The organism is Amycolatopsis sp. 3B14, assembly GCF_050958625.1.
Lineage (GTDB): Bacteria > Actinomycetota > Actinomycetes > Mycobacteriales > Pseudonocardiaceae > Amycolatopsis_E > Amycolatopsis_E thermoflava.
This window is the reverse complement of sequence record NZ_JBHZEN010000001.1, coordinates 96506-109114: the sequence shown is the minus strand read 5'-3', so window position 1 is coordinate 109114 and position 12609 is coordinate 96506. Positions and strand designations below refer to the sequence as shown.

Annotated in this window: 20 protein-coding genes; all 20 read right to left on the bottom strand. The window is 68.9% G+C overall.

Features of this window, described 5'->3' with window-relative positions; all coding sequences use genetic code 11:
* Window positions 1-147: 147 nt before the first annotated feature.
* Complete coding sequence (truA, locus tag ACCP09_RS00500) at window positions 148-984, bottom strand: tRNA pseudouridine(38-40) synthase TruA (RefSeq protein WP_433742443.1); 837 nt, start codon at window positions 982-984, stop codon at window positions 148-150.
* Between the two features lie 68 nt (window positions 985-1052).
* Window positions 1053-1643 (bottom strand): 50S ribosomal protein L17, encoded by a 591-nt coding sequence (gene rplQ, locus ACCP09_RS00495; protein ID WP_123683996.1) that lies wholly within the window; start codon window positions 1641-1643, stop codon window positions 1053-1055.
* 79 nt (window positions 1644-1722) lie between these two features.
* Window positions 1723-2790 (bottom strand): DNA-directed RNA polymerase subunit alpha, encoded by a 1068-nt coding sequence (locus tag ACCP09_RS00490; protein WP_017986635.1) that lies wholly within the window; start codon window positions 2788-2790, stop codon window positions 1723-1725.
* A 91-nt stretch (window positions 2791-2881) separates the two neighbouring features.
* On the bottom strand, window positions 2882-3487 hold the full coding sequence (gene rpsD, locus ACCP09_RS00485; protein ID WP_020417571.1) for a 30S ribosomal protein S4: 606 nt from the start codon (window positions 3485-3487) through the stop codon (window positions 2882-2884).
* A 23-nt stretch (window positions 3488-3510) separates the two neighbouring features.
* Window positions 3511-3912, bottom strand: coding sequence for a 30S ribosomal protein S11 (gene rpsK, locus ACCP09_RS00480; protein WP_017986633.1), 402 nt, complete (start codon window positions 3910-3912; stop codon window positions 3511-3513).
* A gap of 19 nt (window positions 3913-3931) precedes the next feature.
* Complete coding sequence (locus tag ACCP09_RS00475) at window positions 3932-4138, bottom strand: hypothetical protein (protein WP_017986632.1); 207 nt, start codon at window positions 4136-4138, stop codon at window positions 3932-3934.
* Entirely contained in the window at window positions 4135-4515 is a 381-nt protein-coding gene (gene rpsM / locus ACCP09_RS00470; RefSeq protein WP_017986631.1) for a 30S ribosomal protein S13, read from the bottom strand. The genes ACCP09_RS00475 and rpsM overlap by 4 nt, the downstream gene beginning before the upstream one ends.
* 204 nt (window positions 4516-4719) lie before the next feature.
* Window positions 4720-4833: a 50S ribosomal protein L36 gene (gene rpmJ / locus ACCP09_RS00465; RefSeq protein ID WP_004558882.1), complete on the bottom strand. Its 114-nt coding sequence runs from the start codon at window positions 4831-4833 to the stop codon at window positions 4720-4722.
* A gap of 32 nt (window positions 4834-4865) precedes the next feature.
* Window positions 4866-5087: a translation initiation factor IF-1 gene (infA, locus tag ACCP09_RS00460; protein ID WP_005443304.1), complete on the bottom strand. Its 222-nt coding sequence runs from the start codon at window positions 5085-5087 to the stop codon at window positions 4866-4868.
* 238 nt (window positions 5088-5325) lie between these two features.
* Window positions 5326-6138, bottom strand: a complete 813-nt coding sequence (gene map / locus ACCP09_RS00455) for a type I methionyl aminopeptidase (RefSeq protein WP_084022676.1) — start codon at window positions 6136-6138, stop codon at window positions 5326-5328.
* Window positions 6135-6689 (bottom strand): adenylate kinase, encoded by a 555-nt coding sequence (locus tag ACCP09_RS00450; RefSeq protein WP_026153762.1) that lies wholly within the window; start codon window positions 6687-6689, stop codon window positions 6135-6137. The genes map and ACCP09_RS00450 overlap by 4 nt, the downstream gene beginning before the upstream one ends.
* Window positions 6686-7993, bottom strand: a complete 1308-nt coding sequence (gene secY, locus ACCP09_RS00445) for a preprotein translocase subunit SecY (protein ID WP_027932623.1) — start codon at window positions 7991-7993, stop codon at window positions 6686-6688. The genes ACCP09_RS00450 and secY overlap by 4 nt, the downstream gene beginning before the upstream one ends.
* Before the next feature lie 178 nt (window positions 7994-8171).
* On the bottom strand, window positions 8172-8771 hold the full coding sequence (locus ACCP09_RS00440; protein WP_027932624.1) for a LysE family translocator: 600 nt from the start codon (window positions 8769-8771) through the stop codon (window positions 8172-8174).
* 128 nt (window positions 8772-8899) lie between these two features.
* Window positions 8900-9841, bottom strand: coding sequence for a hypothetical protein (locus ACCP09_RS00435; RefSeq protein WP_433742435.1), 942 nt, complete (start codon window positions 9839-9841; stop codon window positions 8900-8902).
* Window positions 9842-9922: 81 nt separating this feature from the next.
* On the bottom strand, window positions 9923-10369 hold the full coding sequence (gene rplO, locus ACCP09_RS00430) for a 50S ribosomal protein L15 (protein WP_017986624.1): 447 nt from the start codon (window positions 10367-10369) through the stop codon (window positions 9923-9925).
* Window positions 10366-10551 carry a 50S ribosomal protein L30 gene (gene rpmD, locus ACCP09_RS00425; protein WP_020417566.1) on the bottom strand — a complete coding sequence of 62 codons (186 nt, stop codon included), beginning with the start codon at window positions 10549-10551 and terminating at the stop codon, window positions 10366-10368. Before rpmD ends, rplO begins: the two co-directional genes overlap by 4 nt.
* A 1-nt stretch (window position 10552) precedes the next feature.
* Window positions 10553-11182 (bottom strand): 30S ribosomal protein S5, encoded by a 630-nt coding sequence (gene rpsE, locus ACCP09_RS00420; RefSeq protein WP_017986622.1) that lies wholly within the window; start codon window positions 11180-11182, stop codon window positions 10553-10555.
* 37 nt (window positions 11183-11219) lie between these two features.
* Window positions 11220-11621 carry a 50S ribosomal protein L18 gene (gene rplR / locus ACCP09_RS00415; protein ID WP_027932626.1) on the bottom strand — a complete coding sequence of 134 codons (402 nt, stop codon included), beginning with the start codon at window positions 11619-11621 and terminating at the stop codon, window positions 11220-11222.
* 2 nt (window positions 11622-11623) lie between these two features.
* Window positions 11624-12163, bottom strand: coding sequence for a 50S ribosomal protein L6 (gene rplF, locus ACCP09_RS00410; protein ID WP_020417565.1), 540 nt, complete (start codon window positions 12161-12163; stop codon window positions 11624-11626).
* Window positions 12164-12180: 17 nt separating this feature from the next.
* Entirely contained in the window at window positions 12181-12579 is a 399-nt protein-coding gene (gene rpsH, locus ACCP09_RS00405) for a 30S ribosomal protein S8 (protein WP_020417564.1), read from the bottom strand.
* Between the last annotated feature and the right edge of the window lie 30 nt (window positions 12580-12609).

The window sequence follows — 12609 nt, the reverse complement described above, 5'->3', positions numbered from 1 at the left end:
GTAGTCGCTTGCTTTTCGTTGTCGGGTGGCGGTTGCGGGGTGGGGAAGGCCTGCTTGTTCGTCGGGTCGCTTCCGTTGCCGGCTTCCGGTTTGTTGCGGTGCCACCCTCGCGGCGGCCTGTGGATAACCGCTGTGGATTGTGGATAACTAGCTTGCCTCGGAGGCAGCTCGCATGTTTCGGGTCTGTTCGGCCCGTGCGGCCAGCTCCTCGTCGGCCGGGTAGTCCACGCCGATCAACGTCAGGCCGTGTGCGGGGGCCACGGCGCTGTCCCGCACTCCCCCACGCAACAGCTCAGCAGGCCACTCGGTCGGGCGACGGCCGTCGCCCACCAGGAGCATCGCGCCGACCAGGCTGCGCACCATCGAGTGGCAGAACGCGTCAGCCGAGACCTCTGCCTCAACCACGTGCGAATCAATCCGGCGCCACGTGAACCGCTGGAGTTCGCGGATCGTGGTGCCGCCCTCGCGCTGCTTGCAGAACGCCGCGAAGTCCCGCAGGCCCAGCAGCGCCTCGGAAGCCTCGTTCATCGCCGTCAGGGACAGCGGGCGGCCCCAGGCCAGGGTGTCGAACCGGCGCAGCGGATCAACGCCCCACGGCGCGTCCGAGACCCGATAACGATAATGCCTGCGGATCGCCGAGAACCGCGCGTCGAAACCCTCCGGCGCGACCCGCGCGTCCAGCACTCGCACGTCGCCCGGCAGGAACCGGTTCCAGCGGTGCCGCATGCGCTCCAGATCGAGAATGCCGTGCTCGTCCACAGTCAGGCGACCCCGCGGCTCCGACAACGGCACCACGTCCACGTGCACGACCTGCCCGGTCGCGTGCACACCGGCGTCCGTCCGGCCGGCCACCACGACCGACTTCGGCACCGCCGCCCCGGGCGGCTGCTTCGCCAGCGCCTCCTCCAACAAGCCCTGGACCGTCCGGCGGCCGGGCTGGCGGGCCCACCCCGAGAACTGCGTGCCGTCGTAGCTGACGTCCAGGCGCAGACGAACGAGCCCGCCCTCCCCGGAGGGAGCAGCGGGCTCGTTGCCTGGACCGAACTCAGCCGTCAGGACTCGTCCTTCTTCGACGACTCGGCGTCGGCATCCGCGTCAGCGGCACCCTCGGCCGGCTCGGCGGTCGCCTCGGTGGTGGCCGACTCGGGCGCCTCAGCGTCCTGGTCGGCAGCCTCGGCCTTGGCCTCCTCGGCCTTGGTCTCCTCGGCCTCGGTCGCGGCGGGAGCGGCAGCCTCGTCCTTCGCGAACTTGGTCTTCCGCGCCTTCTCGGCCTCCGAGGTGACGGTCTTCTCGGACACCAGCTCGATGACCGCCATCGGGGCGTTGTCGCCCTTGCGCGGCAGCGTCTTGGTGATCCGGGTGTAACCGCCGTTGCGGTCCGCGAAGAACGGGCCGATCTCGGCGAGCAGCTTGTGAACCACGTCCTTGTCGCGGATCACGCGCTGGATCTGACGCCGGTTGTGCAGGTCGCCGCGCTTCGCCTTGGTGATCAGCTTCTCGGCGAGCGGCCGCATCCGGCGGGCCTTGGCCTCGGTCGTGGTGATCTTGCCGTGCTCGAACAGCGACGTGGCGAGGTTCGCCATCATCAGCCGCTCGTGGGCCGCGGATCCACCGAGACGGGGGCCCTTCGTGGGGGTGGGCATTGCTTCTCCTCGTAAATCCGGCCGCTTTCAGGCCGGCGCCCGCCCCGCACGAATCACTCGGCGAGGCGGGCCGCCGTCCTTACAGCTGCTCCGTCTCTGCGTAGTCCTGGCCGTCGTCGTGGCCGTTGTCCGACAGACCGCCGACACCCTCGGCGGACCAGCTCTCGCCGCCCTCGTAGGAGGCAGCAGCCGCGGTCGGGTCGAACCCGGGCGGGCTGTCCTTCAGCGACAGGCCGAGGCCGACGAGCTTCATCTTGACCTCGTCGATCGACTTCGCGCCGAAGTTGCGGATGTCGAGCAGGTCGGCCTCGCTGCGCGAGACCAGTTCGCCGACCGTGTGGATGCCCTCGCGCTTGAGGCAGTTGTACGACCGGACCGTGAGGTCCAGGTCCTCGATCGGCATCGCGTAGGCGGCGATGGTGTCCGCCTCCTGCGGCGACGGGCCGATCTCGATGCCCTCGGCGTCGACGTTGAGTTCCCGGGCCAGGCCGAACAGCTCGACCAGCGTCTTGCCTGCCGACGCGACGGCGTCACGCGGCGTGATCGACGGCTTGGTCTCGACGTCCAGGATCAGCTTGTCGAAGTCGGTGCGCTGCTCGACACGGGTCGCCTCGACCTTGTACGTGACCTTCAGCACCGGCGAGTAGATCGAGTCGACCGGGATCCGGCCGATCTCGGCACCAGCCTGCTTGTTCTGCTGAGCGGGCACGTAACCGCGGCCGCGCTCGACGACCAGTTCGATCTCCAGCTTGCCCTTGCCGTTCAGCGAGGCGATGTGCAGATCCTGGTTGTGCACGGTGACACCGGCCGGCGGAACGATGTCGGCCGCGGTGACCTCACCCGGGCCCTGCTTGCGCAGGTACATGGTGACGGGCTCGTCCTCCTCGGACGAGACGACCAGTTCCTTGAGGTTCAGGATGATGTCGGTGACGTCTTCCTTCACCCCGGGGACGGTGGTGAACTCGTGCAGCACACCGTCGATGCGGATGCTGGTGACCGCCGCGCCCGGGATGGACGACAGCAGCGTGCGCCGCAGCGAGTTGCCGAGCGTGTACCCGAAGCCGGGCTCCAGCGGCTCGATGGTGAACCGGGACCGGGTCTCGTTGATCGGCTCTTCGCCGAGGGCCGGTCGCTGGGAAATCAGCACTTTCTTCTCTTCCTTTCCTGCCGGCGCCCGCCATATGACGCCGAAAGGGATGGCGGAGCGGCGACGCGCGGGTGCGCGCCGCCGCGGCCGATCACTTCGAGTAGTACTCGACGATCAGCTGTTCCTGGACCGGAACGTCGATCTGCGCCCGCTCGGGGAGCTGGTGCACCAGGATGCGCAGGTTGGACTGCACGACCTGCAGCCAGCCGGGGATCGGCCGGTCGCCGAACGACTCCTTGGCGGCCACGAAGGGCAGCATCTGGAGCGACTTCGGCCGCACGTCGATGATGTCGAACTTCTCGACCTGGTAGCTGGGGATCGTCACCTTCACGCCGTTGACGGTGAAGTGACCGTGCGCCACCAGCTGACGCGCCTGACGGCGGGTACGGGCCAGACCGGCGCGGTACACGACGTTGTCCAGGCGGGACTCGAGGATCTGCAGCAGGTTCTCACCGGTCTTGCCGGGGCGCCGCGCGGCCTCCTTGTAGTAGCGGCTGAACTGCCGCTCGAGGACGCCGTACGTGTAGCGAGCCTTCTGCTTCTCCTGCAGCTGGAGCAGGTACTCGGACTCCTTGACCCGGCCGCGGCCGTGCTGGCCGGGCGGGTACGGGCGGCGCTCGAAAGCCTGGTCGCCGCCGACGAGGTCAACCTTGAGGCGCCGCGAGATGCGAGTCGCGGGGCCGGTGTAGCGAGCCATCTGTTGTTACTCCTCCCCGTTCCTCAGACCCGGCGCCGCTTGGGCGGGCGGCAGCCGTTGTGAGGCTGCGGGGTCACGTCCTGGATGGTGCCGACCTCGAGACCGGCGGCCTGCAGCGAACGGATCGCCGTCTCCCGGCCGGAGCCCGGGCCCTTGACGAACACGTCGACCTTCTTCATCCCGTGCTCGGCGGCCTTGCGGGCCGCGTTCTCGGCCGCCATCTGCGCGGCGAACGGGGTGGACTTGCGGGAGCCCTTGAAACCGACGTGGCCGGAAGAGGCCCACGAGATAACCGCACCGTTCGGGTCGGTGATCGACACGATGGTGTTGTTGAAGGTGCTCTTGATGTGAGCGTGGCCGTGGGCCACGTTCTTCTTTTCCTTCCGCCGGACCTTCTTGGCCCCGGCGCGAGCCTTGGGTGGCATGTTGGGTGGTTTCTCCTGCCTAGCGCGAGTTCTCGGTCTGTGCGGCGGCAGCGGCGGCCTCGCGGGCCTCCTGCTGGCCACGCCGGATCAGCGAACCGGCGTCGGTGTAGAGCTGGCGAAGCGCCATCGGGCGGGCATACAGGGCCTTCGGCGAAACGCACGAATTGTTGCGGCGGCGCACCTGCCCGGCGCCGATCCGCACGACCTTCTTGCCCTGGACGCTCACTTCTTGCCAGCCTTCTTCTTGCCGGCGACCGTCTTCTTCGGACCCTTGCGGGTGCGGGCGTTGGTCTTGGTCCGCTGACCGCGGACGGGCAGACCGCGGCGCCACCGCAGGCCCTCGTAGCAGCCGATCTCGATCTTGCGACGGATGTCGGCCTGCACCTCGCGGCGGAGGTCACCCTCGACCTTGAAGTTCTCTTCGATGTGGTCGCGCAGCTTGACGAGGTCGTCGTCGGTCAGGTCGCGGACCCGGGTGTCCGGGTTCAGCGACGTGGCCGCGATGAGCTCCTTCGAGCGCGTACGACCGATGCCGTAGATGTAGGTCAGCGCGATCTCCAACCGCTTCTCGCGGGGGAGGTCTACGCCGGCGAGTCGTGCCATGGCGCTTGATGCTCCTTCTGCTGTTCGTCGCTCCAGGTGTGCTCCCCGCCCGGTTCCGGGACCGACTCGCATGTCGTCCGGAACACTTGCGTGTCCGGTGTCCCGGCCCCGGCCTGGAGTCCGGGGGTCGGCCGGGCCGTGCGGCCCGGCAGGTGCGGGGAGGTCATACAGCTGTCCGTCCGCTCTGCGTGGTGCAGGCGGTGATCAGCCCTGCCGCTGCTTGTGCCGCAGGTTCTCGCAGATCACCATGATCCGGCCGTGGCGGCGGATCACCTTGCACTTGTCGCAGATCTTCTTGACGCTCGGCTGGACCTTCACGTCTCCTGCTTCCTTATGCGTTGCTCACCGCGTCACTTGTAGCGGTAGACGATCCGCCCACGAGACAGGTCGTACGGCGACAGCTCGACGACAACCCGGTCTTCCGGGAGGATGCGGATGTAGTGCTGCCGCATCTTGCCGCTGATGTGTGCCAGGACCTTGTGACCGTTCTCCAACTCGACTCGGAACATCGCGTTGGGGAGTGGCTCGATGACCCGACCTTCGACCTCGATGGCCCCGTCTTTCTTAGCCATGTCCTCCGCGTTTCGTGACTTGGTAGAGCACCGAATTGGCAACTCTTGCGTTCGGCGGACACGCCGCACCGACCCCAAGGACCCGAGCATTGACGAGCGCGTTGGAACCGGCGTGATGAGTACGCCGACTAGATAGTGTACGCAGCCTGTGTCGCACCTCGCGAGGCGGGGTGATGTGTGGTAGGCAACGTCACTCCGACGATACCCCAAGTCGCACCCGAAGCGGGGAAACCGCAGGTCAGGAGCCTTCGGGCAGGGTCAGGACGCGAGGGCCGTCCTCGGTGATGGCGACGGTGTGCTCCCAGTGGGCAGCGCGCGAGCCGTCCGCGGTCACCACGGTCCAGCCGTCCTCGAGCTCGACGGTCTCGGCGCTGCCGCCGGTCAGCATCGGCTCGATGGCCAGCGCCATGCCGGGCTTGAGCTTCGGCCCCTTGCCGGGCTTGCCGACATTGGGCAGGAACGGCTCCATGTGCATCTCCGTGCCGATGCCGTGCCCGCCGTACTCGACGATCTGGCCGTACTCGGTGCCGTCGGCCGCCGAGGACGTCTCGGCCGAGGACTGCACGGCGTGCGAGATGTCGGTCAGCCGGGCGCCGGGCACCGCGGCCTCGATGCCGGCGAGCATCGCGGCGCGGGTCGCGGCCGACAACGCCTGGTCGGCGGCCGAAACCGAGCCGATGGCCAGGGTGACGGCGGAGTCGCCGTGCCAGCCGTCGAGGATGGCGCCGCAGTCCACGGACAGCAGGTCGCCCTCGGCCAGCACGGTGGTCTTCGCCGGGATGCCGTGGACGACCTGCTCGTTCACCGACGCGCAGATCGAGGCCGGGAAGCCGTGGTAGCCCTTGAACGAGGGCACCGCGCCGGCCGCGCGGATGGTCTGCTCGGCGATCTCGTCCAGGTCGCCGGTGCTGACGCCGGGCTTGGCGGCCTCGGCGACAGCCGCGAGGGTGCGGGCCACCACGATCCCGGCGGCCCGCATCGCGTCCAGCTCGCCGGGCGTCTTGATCTCGATGCCGCGGTGGCGGCGGAGCACGGAAGGCACCAGGTTCACGCGCGCGCGTCGAGGGCGTTCACGATCCGCGAGGAGACCTCGTCGACCTCGCCGACGCCGTCCACCTTGACCAGGATGTCGCGGTAGTAGTCCAGCAGCGGGGCGGTCTCCGACTGGTAGACCTGCTGCCTGCGGCGGATGACCTCTTCGGTGTCGTCCGTGCGGCCGCGGCCGAGCAGGCGCTCGACCAGGACGTCCTCCGGCACGTCGAGCTGGATGACCGCGTCGAGCGCGCTGTCCGACTCGGCCAGCATCTCGCCGAGGACCTCGGCCTGCTTGGTGTTGCGGGGGAACCCGTCCAGCAGGAAGCCGGCCTTGGTGTCGGACTCGGCCAGGCGCTCGCGGACCATCTCGTTGGTGACGCTGTCCGGAACCAGCTCGCCCGAGTCGAGGTAGCGCTTCGCCTCCTCGCCCAGCGGCGTCTGCTCCGCCACGTGAGCGCGGAAGAGGTCGCCCGTGGAGATGTGCGGGATGGAGAGCCGCTGCGACAGCGCTACCGCCTGAGTTCCCTTCCCTGCTCCGGGCGGGCCGACAAGAACCAGGCGCGTCATCGCAAGAACCCTTCGTAATTCCGCTGCATCAGCTGGCTTTCGATCTGCTTCACCGTGTCGAGGCCGACGCCGACCATGATCAGCACGGCGGTGCCGCCGAACGGGAAGTTCTGGTTGTTGCCCTCCTGCGTGATCGACAGGAAGAAGTTCGGGAGGATCGCGATGATGCCGAGGTAGAGCGAGCCGGGGAAGGTGATCCGGCCCAGCACGAAGCTCAGGTACTCGGCGGTCGGCCTGCCGGGACGGATGCCCGGGATGAAGCCGCCGAACTTCTTCATCTCCTCCGCGCGCTCATCCACGTTGAACGTGATGGTGATGTAGAAGTACGTGAAGAAGATGATCAGCGCGAAGTACAGCAGGATGTGCACCCAGCTGGACTGGTTGACCACGTAGGTCTGCAGGAACGCCTGCCAGCCGGAGCCGCTGGTCGGGTCGCCGAACAGACGGCTGATCAGGTCCGGCAGGTACAGCAGCGACGAAGCGAAGATGACCGGGATGACACCGGCCTGGTTCACCTTGATCGGCAGGTAGGTCGACGTGCCGCCGTACATCCGGCGGCCGATCATCCGCTTGGCGTACTGCACCGGGATCCGGCGCTGGCCCTGCTCGACGAAGATGACGCTGGCGATGATCACCAGGCCGAAGACGCACACCAGCGCGAAGACGAGACCGCCCTGGTTGTTGAGGATGTTCATGCCCTCGGCCGGGATGCGGGCCGCGATGTTCAGGAAGATCAGGACCGACATGCCGTTGCCGACGCCGCGCTCGGTGATGAGCTCGCCCAGCCACATCATGACCGCGGTGCCCGCCGTCATCGTGATGACGATCAGCGCCAGCGAGAAGATGCTGTTGTCCGGGATGATCGACTGCGCGCAGTCCGGGAACAGCTGACCGCGGTCGGCGAGCGCCACCACACCGGTCGCCTGCAGGATCGCCAGCGCGATCGTCAGGTACCGGGTGTACTGCGTGAGCTTGCCCTGGCCGGCCTGGCCTTCCTTCTTCAGCTCCTCGAACCGCGGGATGACGACGGTGAGCAGCTGGATGATGATGCTGGCCGTGATGTACGGCATGATGCCGGTCGAGAAGATCGACAGCTGCAGGAGCGCCCCACCGCTGAACAGGTTCAGCAGGGAGTAGATGCCGGACTGGTCGGCACCGGCCTGGCATGCCTGCACATTGGGATAGGAGACCCCGGGCGCCGGAGTGACCGCACCGATCCGGTACACGGCCACGATCAACAGCGTGAACAGGATCTTCTTGCGCAGGTCCGGCGTGGCGAGAGCCGAGCGAAAGGCGCTGAGCACGCGGGGGACCTCCTCGGCGTCGCCGGTGGGTGTCACCGGCGATCGGCTTGGCCGGCACGCTGGCCGGCAGGAACACCATGTCGCTGGCAAGCCAGCAGCGCTCCGGGGCATGTCAGTCCCCGAAGCGCGTCGCCCGACTCTAACAGCCGGGCGTTGGAGGGTTGTGAGGTAGGCCGTGTTATGAACCGGCGGCGGCCAGGGTGCCCGCCATGCCGATCAGGACCACTCCGGTGCCGCGGTCCACGTTCCGCCGGGCGCGGACGCTCAGCCGGACGGATTTGAGCGCCGCGCCGGCCGCGGCGTAGGCGGTGCCGGCGAGGAACTCGGCGAGCAGGTAGACGGCGCCGAGGATCGCGATCTGCGCGGTGGGCGAACCGTGCGCGGGGTCGACGAACTGCGGCACGAAGGCGGTGAAGATGAGGACCGCCTTGGGGTTGGTGATGGCGACGAGGAACTCCTTGCGCAGGACGGGGCCCGGCGCTTGTTCGGCCGGCGGCTGCGGCTTGCTGCGGAGGAGCTTGACGCCCAGCCAGACGAGGTAGGCCACGCCGGCCCACTTGATGGCGGTGAGCGCGGGTCCGGACGCGGCGAGCAACTGGCCCAGTCCCGCTGCGACGGCGCCGATCATGAGGGTGAAGGCGGCCAGGCGGCCGAGCAGCCCGGCGAGCGCCCGCGGCAGACCGTGCTGGATCCCGTGGTGCAGCCCGAGGAGGTTGTTGGCGCCCGGCGTGAGAGCGATGAGCATGGCGGCGCCGAGGAAGACGAGCAACCAGGTCATCAACGTGACGGTACTGGTTGCGCTGACGAGCGGCGGCTGGTTTTCCGGGGTGCGCGGGTGAGCTGCTACGCGCCGGACGTCGGTGCGGCGGGTGGTGGCTGGTCCGGCGGCCAGCTACCTGCCCGGCGCTACGAGCTGGGCCGCTCCTCGCCGCGCGGGTCGCCTTCCGGCGAGTCCCCTTCGCGCTCCCCCGGCTGCGCGCCGGCGGGCTGGTGTTGGCTTGCCGGGCTCGCCCGCCAGCCACTGTGGCCCGACAGCCCCTGGCCCGGTGCGCCCTGACTCCCTACGCCCTGCCCTGGCGTGCTCGGGCCGGGTGGGTAGCCGGCGTGCGGCAGTGGCATCGCCTGACCCGCTGACGGGGCGCCGCCCGGGTAGGGCTCGCCGCCGGGCCAGTGCCTCGTCGGGGCCGGGAACTGCGGTCCGGGCTGGTACCCGGACGGCGCGGGGATCCCGTAGCGCGGCGTCGTCAGGTCCTGCGGCGCGCGGCGGCCCCGCGCGGCGGCCAGGACCGCGGCCACGATCGCCGCCAGGGTGGCGCCCGCGACCAGCCAGAACCCGGTTCCGAGGCTGTCGCTCGTCGAGAACGCGCCGTCACCTTCGGCCGCGCCCGCCGGGCGGAAGCTCTCGTGCAGACTGACTCCCTGCAGGACGATCCCGGCGGCGGTCGCGAGGAGGAAGGCCGCGCCGGTCGCCGCGGCCAGCGCCGCGGCGAACTTCCGGGCCGGCGACGAGTTCCGCCGCGCCGCGGCCAGGCTCAGCACCGCCGCGATGACCAGCAGCAACCCGGCCGCAGCCAGCAGGTACCCGTTGCGGACCGGGCTGCCGAAGGTGTTCGTCGGGATCCCGGGCTGGACCGCCTCCGCGGTCAGGTCCCACCCGGTGACCGTCAGCGTCAACTGCGGCTCACCCCGGAAGAGCAGCTCCCCCTCGAACAACGCGAGGAACGAGCCCGTGACGGCGGCCGCGGCGGCGAGCAACGCCAGCGCGGCGCCCAGCAGACGTCCACCGTGCCAGCCACGTCGACGGCTCGGCACCGGCGGGTAACCAGGCGGAACCCCCGGGTACGACATCACCCGATCGTGGCACCACCGGCAGGCAAAGGAAAGGGCCCGCCGGTCCGAAGACCAGCGGGCCCTTGCCGCAGGCAGAACTCAGAGCTCGGTGGCCGAACCGCCGGCCGCCTCGAGCTTCTCCTTCGCGGACGAGGAGAACTTGTCGGCGGTGACGTTCAGCTTCACGCCGTTCAGGTCGCCGTTGCCGAGGACCTTGACGAGCTCGTTCTTGCGAACCAGACCGCGCTCGACCAGCTGCTCCTTGGTGACGTCGCCACCGTCCGGGAAGACCCGGGCGATGTCGCCGACGTTCACCGGCTGGTACTCGGTGCGGAAGCGGTTCTTGAAGCCACGCAGCTTCGGCAGCCGCATGTGGATGGGCATCTGCCCACCCTCGAAACCGGCGGGCACGTTCTTCCGGGCCTTGGTGCCCTTCGTACCGCGACCGGCGGTCTTGCCCTTCGAACCCTCACCACGACCGACGCGGATCTTGTCGCGCTTGGCGCCCGGGGCCGGGCGCAGGTGGTGGATCTTGATGGCCGTCATGCCTTGACCTCCTCAACAGTCACGAGGTGGCGGACGGTGTGGATCAGACCGCGGACCTCCGGGGTGTCCTCGCGCACCACGGACTGCCGGATCTTGCGCAGCCCGAGGGTCCGCAGGGACTCCCGGTGGTTGTGCTTGGTGCCGATCTTGCTCTTGACCTGGGTCACCTTGAGCTGAGCCATGTCAGACCCCCTGTCCCGCACGCTGACGCAGCATCCGGGCCGGCGCGACGTCCTCGAGCGGCAGACCGCGACGGGCGGCCACCTCCTCCGGACGCTGGAGACCCTTCAGGGCCGCCACGGTGGCGTGCACGATGTTGATCGCGTTGTCCGAGCCGAGCGACTTCGACAGCACGTCGTGCACACCCGCGCACTCCAGCACCGCGCGGACCGGGCCACCGGCGATGACACCGGTACCGGCGCTGGCCGGGCGGAGCAGGACCACACCGGCGGCCTCCTCACCCTGGACCGGGTGCGGGATGGTGCCGGCGATCCGGGGAACGCGGAAGAAGTTCTTCTTCGCTTCCTCGACGCCCTTGGCGATGGCCGCGGGAACTTCCTTGGCCTTGCCGTAGCCGACGCCGACCTGACCGTCGCCGTCACCGACGACCACCAGGGCGGTGAAGCTGAAGCGACGACCACCCTTCACGACCTTGGCGACGCGGTTGATCGCGACGACGCGCTCGAGGTGCGGGGTCTTCTCCTGGCCGGCCCCGCCACGGCCACCGTCGCGGCGATCGCGGCGGTCACGACGGTCGCGGTCGTTGCCGCCCGGGCCGCCCTGTCCACCGCCCTGCCGTGTACGTCCCGGCATCAGGCTTTCCTTCCATTCGCGAGCATGTGCATGGTTCTCAGAACTCCAACCCCGCCTCGCGAGCGGCGTCGGCCAGCGCGGCGATGCGGCCGTGGTAGCGGTTGCCACCGCGGTCGAACACGACGCTGGAGATGCCCGCACCCTTGGCACGGGCGGCCACGAGCTCGCCGACCTTGGCGGCCTTGGCCTTCTTGTCGCCCTCGAGCGCACGCACGTCGGCCTCGAGGCTCGACGCCGAGGCGACCGTGTGGCCTGCCACGTCGTCGATCACCTGGACCGTGATGTGCCGCGAGGACCGGTGGATGACCAGCCGGGGCCGCTGAGCGGTCCCGCCGACCTTCTTGCGAAGCCGGAAGTGACGGCGCGCCTTCGCGACGCGGCGCCGGGTCGAGATGTCCTTGCCGACCGGCTTCCGCTTCTTCGTTGCCGTTTCGCTCATGATCACTTACCCGTCTTTCCGACCTTGCGACGGATGCGCTCACCCTCGTAGCGCAGCCCCTTGCCCTTGTACGGGTCCGGACGGCGGAGCCGGCGGATCACCGCGGCGATCTGGCCGACCTTCTGCTTGTCGATGCCGGACACGGAGAACCGGGTCGGGGTCTCGACCTTGAAGGTGATGCCTTCGGGCGCCTCGATCAGCACGGGGTGGCTGTAGCCGAGGGCGAACTCGAGGTTGCTGCCCTTGGCCTGGACGCGGTAACCGACACCGTGGATCTCGAGCTTCTTCTCGTAACCCTCGGTCACACCCACGACCAGGTTGTTGACCAGCGTGCGGGTCAGACCGTGCAGCGCACGGCTCTCCCGCTCGTCGTCCGGGCGCTTGACCAGCAGCGCGCCGTCCTCACCGCGCTCGACCGTGATCGGCTCGGCGATAGTGTGCGAAAGGGTGCCCTTGGGACCCTTCACCGAAATGTTCTGGCCGTCGATGGTCACCTCGACCCCGGAAGGGACGGTGATCGGCTGCTTACCGATGCGCGACATGCCTGCTCTCCCTTCCGTTACCAGACGTAGGCGAGGACTTCCCCGCCCACACCGTTGCGCTTGGCCTGCCGGTCGGTCTGAAGGCCGCCCGACGTCGAGATGATCGCGATGCCCAGCCCGCCCAGCACGCTCGGCAGCTCGGTCGACTTGGCGTACACCCGCAGACCCGGCTTGGACACGCGGCGCAGACCGGCGATGCTGCGCTCGCGGTTGCGGCCGTACTTCAGTTCCACGATGAGGTTCTTGTGCTTCTCACCCGGCTCGTCCCGGTAGCCCGAGATGTAACCCTCGCGCTTCAGGATCTCGGCGATGTTCGCCTTGAGCTTCGAGTGCGGCACCACGACCTCGTCGTGGTACGCCGAGTTGGCGTTCCGCAGACGTGTCAGGAAGTCTGCGATGGGGTCGGTCATCGTCATGGTGACCTTCAACCTTTCTCGCCTGGTTCC

What these genes read in the sequence shown, in the direction of transcription:
- rplQ (WP_123683996.1), bottom strand. Translation starts at nt 1,643, where the DNA reads ATGCCCACCCCCACGAAGGGCCCCCGTCTCGGTGGATCCGCGGCCCAC.
- rpsD (WP_020417571.1), bottom strand. Translation starts at nt 3,487, where the DNA reads ATGGCTCGCTACACCGGCCCCGCGACTCGCATCTCGCGGCGCCTCAAG.
- rpsK (WP_017986633.1), bottom strand. Translation starts at nt 3,912, where the DNA reads ATGCCACCCAAGGCTCGCGCCGGGGCCAAGAAGGTCCGGCGGAAGGAA.
- rpsM (WP_017986631.1), bottom strand. Translation starts at nt 4,515, where the DNA reads ATGGCACGACTCGCCGGCGTAGACCTCCCCCGCGAGAAGCGGTTGGAG.
- infA (WP_005443304.1), bottom strand. Translation starts at nt 5,087, where the DNA reads ATGGCTAAGAAAGACGGGGCCATCGAGGTCGAAGGTCGGGTCATCGAG.
- ACCP09_RS00450 (WP_026153762.1), bottom strand. Translation starts at nt 6,689, where the DNA reads ATGACGCGCCTGGTTCTTGTCGGCCCGCCCGGAGCAGGGAAGGGAACT.
- ACCP09_RS00440 (WP_027932624.1), bottom strand. Translation starts at nt 8,771, where the DNA reads ATGACCTGGTTGCTCGTCTTCCTCGGCGCCGCCATGCTCATCGCTCTC.
- ACCP09_RS00435 (WP_433742435.1), bottom strand. Translation starts at nt 9,841, where the DNA reads ATGTCGTACCCGGGGGTTCCGCCTGGTTACCCGCCGGTGCCGAGCCGT.
- rplO (WP_017986624.1), bottom strand. Translation starts at nt 10,369, where the DNA reads ATGACGGCCATCAAGATCCACCACCTGCGCCCGGCCCCGGGCGCCAAG.
- rpmD (WP_020417566.1), bottom strand. Translation starts at nt 10,551, where the DNA reads ATGGCTCAGCTCAAGGTGACCCAGGTCAAGAGCAAGATCGGCACCAAG.
- rpsE (WP_017986622.1), bottom strand. Translation starts at nt 11,182, where the DNA reads ATGCCGGGACGTACACGGCAGGGCGGTGGACAGGGCGGCCCGGGCGGC.
- rplR (WP_027932626.1), bottom strand. Translation starts at nt 11,621, where the DNA reads ATGAGCGAAACGGCAACGAAGAAGCGGAAGCCGGTCGGCAAGGACATC.
- rplF (WP_020417565.1), bottom strand. Translation starts at nt 12,163, where the DNA reads ATGTCGCGCATCGGTAAGCAGCCGATCACCGTCCCTTCCGGGGTCGAG.
- rpsH (WP_020417564.1), bottom strand. Translation starts at nt 12,579, where the DNA reads ATGACGATGACCGACCCCATCGCAGACTTCCTGACACGTCTGCGGAAC.